Source organism: Nonomuraea sp. SBT364 (genome assembly GCF_001083785.1).
In the GTDB taxonomy this organism is placed as follows: Bacteria; Actinomycetota; Actinomycetes; order Streptosporangiales; family Streptosporangiaceae; genus Nonomuraea.
In genome coordinates this window covers 1-9,726 of sequence record NZ_LAVL01000246.1, presented here as the reverse complement: position 1 = coordinate 9,726, position 9,726 = coordinate 1, and the positions used below count along the sequence as shown (strand labels likewise).

At 74.8% G+C, this 9,726-nt stretch carries 10 protein-coding genes; 4 read left to right on the top strand and 6 right to left on the bottom strand.

The genetic code is table 11. The features are described 5' to 3' along the window. On the bottom strand, nt 1–1,456 hold a 1,456-nt coding region (locus tag ADY59_RS44890; protein ID WP_049576730.1), incomplete at its 3' end, for an MFS transporter. A 72-nt stretch (nt 1,457–1,528) separates the two neighbouring features. Here ADY59_RS44890 and ADY59_RS44885 point away from each other — a divergent pair. Continuing rightward, on the top strand, nt 1,529–4,690 hold the full coding sequence (locus tag ADY59_RS44885; RefSeq protein ID WP_049576726.1) for a BTAD domain-containing putative transcriptional regulator: 3,162 nt from the start codon (nt 1,529–1,531) through the stop codon (nt 4,688–4,690). Here ADY59_RS44885 and ADY59_RS44880 read toward each other — a convergent pair whose 3' ends face one another. Together ADY59_RS44880 and ADY59_RS44875 are read right to left on the bottom strand one after the other, a co-directional pair. Next, the gene (locus tag ADY59_RS44880; protein ID WP_049576724.1) at nt 4,691–5,101 is read right to left on the bottom strand and encodes an SRPBCC family protein; all 411 of its coding nucleotides are present in this window, start codon (nt 5,099–5,101) and stop codon (nt 4,691–4,693) included. A 69-nt stretch (nt 5,102–5,170) separates the two neighbouring features. Then, entirely contained in the window at nt 5,171–5,941 is a 771-nt protein-coding gene (locus ADY59_RS44875; protein WP_049576721.1) for a class I SAM-dependent methyltransferase, read from the bottom strand. A 59-nt stretch (nt 5,942–6,000) separates the two neighbouring features. Here ADY59_RS44875 and ADY59_RS44870 point away from each other — a divergent pair, with 59 nt between their 5' ends. Beyond that, a complete protein-coding gene (locus ADY59_RS44870) occupies nt 6,001–6,699 on the top strand; it encodes a helix-turn-helix domain-containing protein (RefSeq protein WP_063780981.1) in 699 nt (232 codons plus the stop codon). Here ADY59_RS44870 and ADY59_RS44865 read toward each other — a convergent pair. Beyond that, nucleotides 6,685–7,122: a hypothetical protein gene (locus tag ADY59_RS44865; protein WP_049576709.1), complete on the bottom strand. Its 438-nt coding sequence runs from the start codon at nt 7,120–7,122 to the stop codon at nt 6,685–6,687. The two genes, ADY59_RS44870 and ADY59_RS44865, sit on opposite strands and share 15 nt — an antisense overlap. After that, the gene (locus ADY59_RS44860; protein ID WP_049576708.1) at nt 7,119–7,787 is read right to left on the bottom strand and encodes a 2OG-Fe(II) oxygenase; all 669 of its coding nucleotides are present in this window, start codon (nt 7,785–7,787) and stop codon (nt 7,119–7,121) included. Before ADY59_RS44860 ends, ADY59_RS44865 begins: the two co-directional genes overlap by 4 nt. A gap of 97 nt (nt 7,788–7,884) precedes the next feature. On the opposite strand from ADY59_RS44860, the gene ADY59_RS44855 reads away from it, so the two are divergent. Continuing rightward, on the top strand, nt 7,885–8,703 hold the full coding sequence (locus ADY59_RS44855) for an alpha/beta hydrolase (protein ID WP_049576707.1): 819 nt from the start codon (nt 7,885–7,887) through the stop codon (nt 8,701–8,703). Here ADY59_RS44855 and ADY59_RS44850 read toward each other — a convergent pair. Then, a complete protein-coding gene (locus tag ADY59_RS44850; RefSeq protein WP_156326134.1) occupies nt 8,689–9,015 on the bottom strand; it encodes a hypothetical protein in 327 nt (108 codons plus the stop codon). The two genes, ADY59_RS44855 and ADY59_RS44850, sit on opposite strands and share 15 nt — an antisense overlap. A gap of 263 nt (nt 9,016–9,278) precedes the next feature. Between ADY59_RS44850 and ADY59_RS50830 the strand changes: the two genes are divergently transcribed. Beyond that, nucleotides 9,279–9,726, top strand: a 448-nt coding sequence (locus ADY59_RS50830) for a maleylpyruvate isomerase family mycothiol-dependent enzyme (RefSeq protein WP_049576703.1), incomplete at its 3' end; no start/stop codon positions are given.

Sequence of the window (9,726 nt, the reverse complement as noted above, 5' to 3'; positions counted from 1 at the left end):
GGTGGCGGAGGAGGGGCGCCGCGAGGACCGCCAGGGCGAGGAAGGTGACCATGCTGACCGCGGCCACGACGTGGAGCCCGGCGGTGAAGGCGGCCCTGGCCTGGTCGAGAAGGTCCGGCAGGTGCCCGGCCACGGCGACGGCGGCGGAGATGCTCTCCCGGGCCGCCTCCACGGGCAGCGCGTCGGGCAGTTCGCCCCGGTAGACGGCGGTGCCGAGGCTGCCGAGCGCCGCCACCCCCACGGCCACGCCGAACTCGCCGCCGGTCTCCGAGAGCGACGCCGCCGAGCCGGCCTTCTCGGGCGGTGCGGCGGTCATGATGACGCCGTTGCCGACGCCCATCGGCAGCGCGATCCCGGCCGAGGCGAGCACCAGCCCGATCACCACGAGCCAGGTGCCACCGGCGGCGGGCACCAGCGTGTGCAGGAAGAGCCCGCCGGCGCCGAGTGCCAGCCCGGCGGCCATGACGGCCGCGGCCCCGACCCGCCGGGCCGCGGCGGGTGCGGCGGTGAGCGCGACGATCATGGCGAGGTTCTGCGGCACCAGCCAGAGCCCGGCCTGGAGCGGCGAGAGGGCGGCCACGGTCTGCAGGTACTGGGTGGTCATGAGCGTGGTGCCCGCCATCACGATCCCGCCCAGCAGCATGATCACCAGCGTGGCCGAGAACGCCCGGTTGGCGAACAGCCGCAGGTCGAGCAGGGGACTGGCCAGCCGCCGCTGCCGACGTACGAAGGCCACGCCCACGACCAGCCCGGCGGCCACGGCGGCGACCGGCACCGGGTGCCATCCGCTCCTGGCGATCTCCTTGAGCCCGTAGATGACCGGCAGGATGGCGCCGAGCGACAGCGCGACGCTGGCCGGGTCGAGCCGCCCGGCGGCGGGGTCGCGGTACTCGGGCAGCAGCGCCCGCCCGGTCACCAGCACGACCACCATCAACGGCACCCCCAGCAGGAACGCCGCCCCCCACCAGAAGTGCTCCAGCATCAGCCCGCCCACCAGCGGCCCGATCGCCATGCCGACCATGAAGCAGCTGAACCAGAGCCCGATGGCGGTCCCGGCCTGCTTGGCGTCGCGGAACATGTTCCGGATGAGCGCCATGGACGAGGGCATCAGCGTCGCGCCCGCGATCCCGAGCAGCGCCCGCGTGACGACCAGCGCCTCGGCGTTCGGCGCGTACGCGGCCAGCACCGAGGCCACCCCGAACGCCGCCGCGCCCGTCAGGAGCAGCCGGCGCCGCCCGATCCGGTCGCCCAGCGTCCCCATGGTCACCAGGAACCCCGCCAGCATGAACGAGTAGACGTCCATGATCCAGAGCTGCTGCGACGCGGAGGCGCCGAGTTCGGCGCTGAGGTGCGGCAACGCCAGGTAGAGCACGCTGACGTCGATCGACAGCAGCAGCGCCACCGCGGACAGCACGGCCAGCCCGGTCCATTCCCTGCGTCCTGCGAGAGTTCTCATGCTCACCACGGTCGCGCAGGGGCCTTCTGGTGTTCTTTTCGCCCGCTTAAGGCACCGCATAAGGTGACGGGCATGCGTTTTGGGGTGCTGGGTCCGCTGGCCGTATGGACCGACGAGGGGGAGCCGGTCACGATCCCCGGCCTGAAGGTGCGCGCGCTCCTGGCAGACCTGCTCGTGCACGGGGGCCACACGGTCTCCGCCGACCGGCTGGTCGACGACCTGTGGGGCGACGAGCCGCCCGGCAACCCGTCGGCCGCCCTGCAGGTGCGCGTCTCCCAGCTGCGCAAGGCGCTGGAGGACGCCGAGCCCGGCAGCCGCGACCTGATCGTCTCCAGGGCCCCCGGTTACCTGCTGCGCTCCGCCGACGTGGACGCCGTACGGTTCGCCGACCTGCTGGCGCGCGCCGAGGCGGCCGGCAGCCCCGGTGCCCGCGCGGCGCTGCTCGGGGACGCGCTCGCGTTGTGGCGGGGGGCGGCGTACGCGGACTTCGCCGACGAGGAGCACATCCGTACGGCGGCCACGCGGCTGGAGGAGCAGCGGCTGACCGCGCTGGAGCTGCACGCCGAGGCGCGCCTGGAGCTGGGGGAGCACGGCCTGCTGGTGGGGGAGCTGGGCGACCTGGTGGCCCGCCACCCGCTCAGGGAGCGGCTGCGCGCGGCGCAGATGCGCGCCCTGTACCGGGCGGGCCGCCAGAGCGACGCGCTGGCCGCCTACGGTGACCTGCGCGAGCGGCTGGCCGACGAGCTCGGTCTCGATCCGGGGCCCGAGCTGGTGGCGCTGCACCAGGCGATCCTCGGCCAGGACCCGGCGCTGAGCGTGCCCGCCGAGCGGCCGGCGAGCAATCTGCCCGCCGCGCTGAGCAAGCTCATCGGCCGTGAGGACGCCCTGGCGGAGGTGCGGTCCCTGCTCGGCACCGAGCGGCTGGTGACGCTCACCGGCTCCGGCGGCGTCGGCAAGACCCGGCTGGCACTGGAGACCGCGTCGCGGCTGGTCGGGGAGTTCGCCGGCGGGGTGTGGCTGGTGGAGCTGGCCCCGCTGGACCGGCGTACCCCGTCGCTGGCGGAGCCCGTGCTGGCCGCGCTCGACATCCGGCAGGACGCCGGTTCCGGGACGCCCGCCGAGCGGCTGGCGGACGCGTTGCGCGACCGGCATCTGCTGCTCGTGCTGGACAACTGCGAGCACGTCGTCGAGCAGGTCGCCGAGCTGGCCGAGCTGCTGCTGCGGGCCGCGCCCGAGCTGCGGATCCTGGCCACGAGCAGGGAGCCGCTGGCGGTGGACGGCGAGGTGCTGTGGGCGGTGCCGCCGCTCGGCGTGCCCGACAGCACCGACCTGACCGCCATGGCCGGGTCGGACGCGGTGCGGCTCTTCGTGACCAGGGCGGCCGCCTCGGCGCGCGGCTTCGCGCTCGACGCGGGCAACGCGCAGGCGGTCGCCCAGCTCTGCCGCCGCCTCGACGGCATCCCGCTCGCGCTGGAGCTGGCGGCGACCCGGGTACGGCTGCTCGGCGTGCACGGCGTGGTCGCGCGCCTGGACGACCGGTTCCGGCTGCTGGCCTCCGGTCAGCGGGGGGCGCCGCCGCGCCAGCAGACGCTCATGGCGGTGATCGACTGGAGCTGGGACCTGCTGCCGGAGCCGGAGCGCGCCGTCCTGCGCCGCCTGGCCGTACACGCCGACGGCTGCACGCTGGAGGCCGCCGAGGCCGTGTGCGCGTCGGGCGGGCCGGCCGCGCCCGACGTCCTCGACATGCTCGCCCGGCTGGTGGACCGCTCGCTCGTGGTCGTGGTGGACGGCCCGTCGGGCGTCCGCTACCGGATGCTGGAGTCGGTGACCGAATACTGCCTGGCCCGGCTCGCCGACGCCGGGGAGCTCGACGGCGTACGACGTGCGCACGCCGGCTATTACGCGGGGCTCGCCGAGGAGGCCGAGCCGCATCTGTACGGCCACGAGCAGCGCGAGTGGCTGCAGCGGCTCGACGCCGAGTCCGCCAACCTGCGTGCCGCCCTGGCCACCGCCGCCGACCAGGGCACGCCGGAGACGGCACTGCGCCTGGTGAACGCGCTGGGCTGGTACTGGTTCCTGCGCGGCAGGCCGGCGGAGGCCCGCCGCGCCTTCGACGTGGCGCTGACCGCCGCCCCGGCCGGCGACCCCGCCGCGGCGCGGGCCGCCGCCTGGCGTGCCGGGTTCGCGCTGGTGCTGGGCGAGGAGACCGACTGGGAGGGGCCGCTGCGCGACCTCGCCGATCCGGGCGTACGGGCGCGGGCGGAGCTGTTCCTGGGCATGAACGCGCCCGACCTGCCGACGAGCGAGGAGCTGATCGGCAGGGCGCTGACCACGTTCCGCCGCGACGGCGACACGTGGGGCGTGGCGGCGGCGCTGAGCAAGCGGGCCAGGGCGGCGTTCACCCGCCGCGACCATGACGCGCTCGCGCGGGACGGCGCGGAGGGCGCGCGGCTGTTCCGCGAGCTGGGTGACCGGTGGGGCCTGTTGCAGGCCACCGAGTGGCTGGGCGGCCACGCCGAGATGACGGGCGACCTCGACCGGGCCGCCGAGCTGTTCGGGCAGGGTCTGCGCATGGCGGAGGAGCTGGGGCTGTGGGCGGAGGCGGCCGGGCGCACCGCCTGGCTCGGCTGGCTCGCCCTGCAGTCCGGCGACTACGGGCGGGCGCTGGAGCTGTGCGGGAAGGCGCTGCGGCAGGCCGCCGCCCAGAGCTACAGGGACACCGAGATGATGGCCGAGATGGGCCTGGCACTCGCGGCGCGCCGGGCGGGCGAGCTGGACCTGGCCGAACGGCACCTGAACCGGCTGCTCGACGGCGTGCCGCGCGGCCCCGGCGTCGAGCCCGCGCTGCACCTGCCGGTCACGCTCACCGAGCTCGGCTACCTCACCGAGCTGCGCGGCGACCCGCCGGGGGCGATGCGCCTGCACCTGGAGGCGCTGGACGCCGCCCGGAAGATCGGCGACCCGCGCTCGTCGGCGGGGGCCACGGAGGGGCTGGCCGGAGCTCTGGCCGCGGCCGGGTCGCACCGCGCCGCCGCCCGGCTGCTGGGCTTGACCGCGGCCGTACGCGACCAGCACAACACCCCGGCCGGCCCGTCGGAACAGCAGGAGCTCGCCCGCATCTCCGCCACCGCCCGCGCCGGCCTGGGGGAGCCGGCGTTCGCCGAGGCGTACGAGGAGGGCGCCCGCCTCAAGCTGGACGACGCCGCCGACCTGGCCGCGGCTCCGCCCGGCTGATCATCGCACCAGTGCTTCGGCCAGCCGGTCGAGGAACCCCGCCCACCCGGACCCGCCGCCGGTGTTGACGCCGTGCTGGTGGAAGCGCATGACCGTGCCGCCGTCCGACTCGGCCAGCTCGACCGTCACCAGCGACGCGGGCCCGTCGCCCGGGTCGTCCGGATCGCCGGTGGTGAACACCAGCCGCCCCGGTTCCGCCACCTCCCGGTACACGCCGTCCAGCAGCACCTCGAACCCGTCGTCGTCGCGGAGCGTCGCCCGCCACGCCCCGCCGGGCCGCACGTCCAGCACCGCCTCCGTGCTCATGTCCGGCAGCCCGAACCACCGGGCGAACCGCGCCGCGTCGGTCCACGCCCGGAAGACCCGCTCCCGGGGCGCGTCGAAGACGCGGATGATCTCGTACTGGCTCAACGTGCCGCCTTTCCCTGGGGTTACGGCCCCACGGTGCCGGGCGGCGCTTACGATCGCCTTCAGCCGCCCTTACGGCGCCGGGCGGGCGCTGATCGCGTAGCGGGCCCGGTCCGGGCGGTAGGAGGTGCCGGTGACGTCGAACCCGGCCTCCCGGAGCCGCGTCGCCAGGTCGCCGGGGGTGAACGGGTGAAAGTCGATCACGTGGCGGCGGTGCGTGACCGGGCCGCCGTCGGGCTCCAGCAGCATCACGACCTCCGCGCGGCACGGCGGCCCGAACTCCTCGGGGATGTCCCACACGTACAGGCACCGGCAGCGCACCCCGTCGCGCCGCCTGACCTCCGGAGCGGGCACGATCCTGGGACGCTCGCGGTGGAGCAGCTCCCAGTTGCGCGAGTCCACGACGAGCGTGCCGCCGGGCGCGAGCACCTTCCGCATCGCCGACAGCGCCGCCACCATGGCCTCCGGGGAGCCGGTGTGCACCAGCGAGTTGCCCAGGCACAGCACCAGCTCGTACGGTTCGCCGAGGGTGTCGGGCAGGTCCTGCCACGAGCAGGTGCGCAGGTCGTGGCCGGGCAGCCGGAGCCGCGCCCGCTCGACCATGGCCGCGCTGCCGTCGGTGCCCGTCACCCGGAACCCCCGGTGGGCCAGCGCCATGACGTCGGTGCCGATGCCGCAGGCGCAGTCGAGCACCCGCGCGCCGGGCGGAAGCCCGCCGGCCACGGCCTCGATGAGCTCGATGCTGTCCGTCGAGGTGCCGCCGAGCACCCCCGGCGGGCTGACGATCTCGTCCGGGAAGAGCCAGTGGTAGTCGGCGGCGAACTCGCGATAGTAGTCCCGCATCTCCAGACCCTCGCACGGCGGTCGTACGTGGTCCAGGGCCGGGCCGCTAGGCTGCGCGGGTGGACAGCGCAGAACTGAAGGACCGCGTACGCGAGCTGCGGGCCGAGGGCCGCTCGCCCAAGGAGATCGCCCGCGCCCTGGGAGTGCCGCCGTCGGCCGTCGCGCCGCTGGTGCGCGCCATCGCGGCCGAGGGCGCCGGCTCCGGCCGCGAGCCCGAGCTCCTCGGATGCTGGGTCAGCGCCGGTTGGAGCGACGGCCTCGGCGTCGACCCGGCGCGCGGCTGGACCGACGAGGAGCCCGGCTCCGGCGGCGGCATGGTGTCGGTGCTGGTCGCCCGGCGGCACAGCTGGGACAAGATGACGGTCGGCGGCTTCCTCGCCGACGTCTACTGCCTGGGCATCAAGTACGTGGCCGGTCCCGACGTGCTCGGCGAGCGCGATCTGCGCCGGTTCCGCGACTACTTCTTCAGCGACTACAAGAGCTGGCAGGAGGTGCCGCTGGAGCTGGCGCAGACCCTGGTGTTCGGCTCCGAGCAGTACGCGCGCTCGCTCGGCTTCGAGCCGCACGAGGACTTCCCGTCGGTTTCGCCGCTGCTGGGCGCCTGGGAGGGGCCGTCGGCGATCACGTTCGGCCGTGACGGCAGGCCGTTCTACCAGCCGGGGCCCGTCGACGACCCGGGCAAGGTCGTCCGCGTCCTGCGCCGCACCCTGTCCGACGACGAGTTCGACTACGTCACCGACCAGTCACCCACGTTCTGACTCGCGGATGATCAGGTTGCGGCCCAGGCGCCAGGTGCCGCCGTTCCGGCAGGCTCCGCGCATGCCCTCCAGCGTGCCGGGCGGGGCCAGCGCCACGGCGCCCGCCGTCGAGGCGAAGCCGAACGTGCGGCCCGGGTCCCAGGCGGTGCTCTGACGCAGGCGGCAGGCCATCCGCGCCCATCCGGGCGGCGGCCCGGCCACCACCCAGGCGTCCGGCGGACCGGCGGCGAACCGCGTGGCCTGGCGCAGCCACGACGCCGCCTCCTCGGGCCAGTCCACCACCGCGAGCACGGTGCCCGGCCAGGACGACAGGAAGCCGTCCACCGAGGAGCCCCGGCCGTGCCCCACCACGACCGCCTCCGCGCGCGCCCCGGCGAGCAGCCCCAGGAGGGCGTCCAGCTCAGCCGCCGTCGGGAGGCTCACGCGGCATCGTGGAAGACGAGGCCCAGGGTGTGCCGAAGGCCGGAGCGCACGACGCTGACGCCGTGCCGCACGGGCGCGGCCGACCAGCCGCGGGCCGAGCGCACCGGCCGGTCGCGGGTGGTGAACACCAGGCCGTGGCCCTGCGGCAGCAGCGTGGCGGTGCCGCGTGACTGGGCCCGGGGCCGCTGCTCCACCAGCATGAACTCGCCTCCGGTGTAGTCGTCGCCGGGCCGGTCCAGCCCGATCACCACCTGGAGCGGGAACACCAGGTCCCCGTACAGGTCCCGGTGCAACGCGTTCCAGTCGCCTTCGCGGTAGCGGAGCAGGATGGGCGTCGGCCGGGTCTGCCCGGCCTGGTGGCACAGGTCCAGCCAGGTGCCGAGATCGTCGGGCCAGGGGGCGGGCCGGCCCAGCCGCGCCGCCCAGTCCCGGGCGATCGGCAGCAGCCGGGGATAGAGCGCTTCGCGCAGCTCGGCGACCGGCGGCGGGAGCGGGTGCCGGAAATACCGGTACTGTCCCCGTCCGAAGCGATGGCGTTCCATGTCCACCGTCGACCGGAACCGCCCGGCCTCGTCGTACAGCCTCGCGATCTCCGCACACTGCGCGGGCGTGAGCAACGGCTCCGTCAGCGTGCACCCGTAGGCGTCGAGTTCCTCGATGTTCATACCCGGGTAAACACCGCCGCCGCCCGGAAAGTCGGCAGTTTTCGGACCTCTCACCCTCTGCGTACGATCGGCGTACGGCAACACGAGGAGCGAGGGCATGGCGGAATCCCGGGAGCACCAGTTCAGCGGCACGCGCGGCGTCAACGTCGTACGCGAATGGCCGCACCCCGACCCCCGCTACGTCGCGCTCCTCGTCCACGGCTACGGCGAGCACATCGGCCGCTACGAGTACGTGGCCGACACGCTGGTCAGGCACGGCGCCGCCGTCTACGGGCCCGACCACATGGGGCACGGCAGGTCGGCCGGCGAGCGGGTGCTCATCGAGGACTACGAGGACGTCGTCACCGACGTGCACACGGTCGACGAACGGGCCAGGGCCGACCACCCCGGCGTGCCGGTCGTGCTCATCGGTCACTCGATGGGCGGCCTGATCGCCGCCCGCTACGCCCAGCGCCACGGCTCCGGCCTGGCCGCGCTCGTGCTGTCGGGGCCGGTGATCGGCGTCTGGGAGGTGGTCGACACGCTGCTCCCGCTCGACGAGCTCCCCGACACGCCGCTCGACCCGTCGACGCTCTCCCGCGACCCCTCGGTCGGCGCCGCGCTCGCCGCCGACCCGCTGGTCTGGCACGGCCCGTTCAAGCGCCCCACGCTGCGGGCGCTCGCGACGACCCTGGAGACGATCGCCAAGGGCGGCACCCTCGGCGCGCTGCCCACCCTGTGGATCCACGGCGCCGACGACCGCCTCGTCCCCCTGCCGGGCAGCCGGATCGGCGTCGAGGCCGTCCGCGGCGACGACCTCACCGAACGCGTCTACCCGGAGGCCAGGCACGAGGTGTTCAACGAGACGAACAAGGACGAGGTCCTGGCCGACGTGACCGCGTTCGTCGACCGCGTCCTCGGCTCACCGCACGTCTAGCCAGACCTGCCCGGAGCCACGCGTCCTGGCCAGCTCCACCTTCCAGCAGCCGGGCTTCGGGAAGATCCATCCGGTGCCCCACTCGTGGCCGGGACGCTGCCAGCTGGACCCGCCGTGCTCCTCCAGCCACACGAGCTTCGCCCGCCGCCCGCCGAGCGACGCCGACGCGCGCAACGGCCCCTCGCCGGTCATCCGCCACACGATCTTCACCTCCGCCCCGGCCTCGAACGGCACCTCCGCGAACAGCAGCCCCCACAGCTCCGCCTCCCGCGCCTTCCCCTTCACCTCGGGGAACCCGGTCCCCGTGATCACCGGCGTCCCCCCGCACGTCTTGCCCGTCCCGGTGGGACTCGGGGTCGGGCCCGGCGGCTCGCTCCGCGCCTGCCCGCCCGCCGCACACCCAGCCATCAGTACGAATGCCGCACCCATCACCATCAACCGCATACCTCCCCTACACCCCGGCACGCGGGAAGGTTCCTGCCTCGTTCCCCGGAACGCCCCGCGACCGATGACTTTCGCGCCGTCCCGGTGTCAACCTTTCCGAGTACGCGTTCCGTACAGGAGGAGGCGCATCCATGGCCCGACCGACGCTCACGGTCCCGACGCCGTCCACCGCGGCCCTCCTGGACCGGGCCATCGCCTACACCACCGGCTCCCTGAACCTCGTCACCCCCGCCGCCCTGCGCCGCCCCACCCCCTGCGCCGCCTGGACGCTGGCCGACCTGCTCGCCCACATGAACGACTCCTTCCAGGCCCTGTACGAGGCCGCCACCCACGGCCACATCCCGGCGCCCGCCTCCTCCAAGGTCGTCGGTACGGGCGCGGGCGGGCTGCGGGGCGCGGCGTGCGCGACGCTCGGGGCGTGGGCCGGGGCGGTACGGAGCGCCGTGGTGTCCGTCGGCGGGCTGCCGCTGGCGGCGGAGGTGGTCGCCGGGGTGGGCGCCGTCGAGGTGACCCTGCACGGCTGGGACGTCGCCCAGGCCTGCGGGCAGCCCCGGCCGATGTCTCTTATACACATTCTGA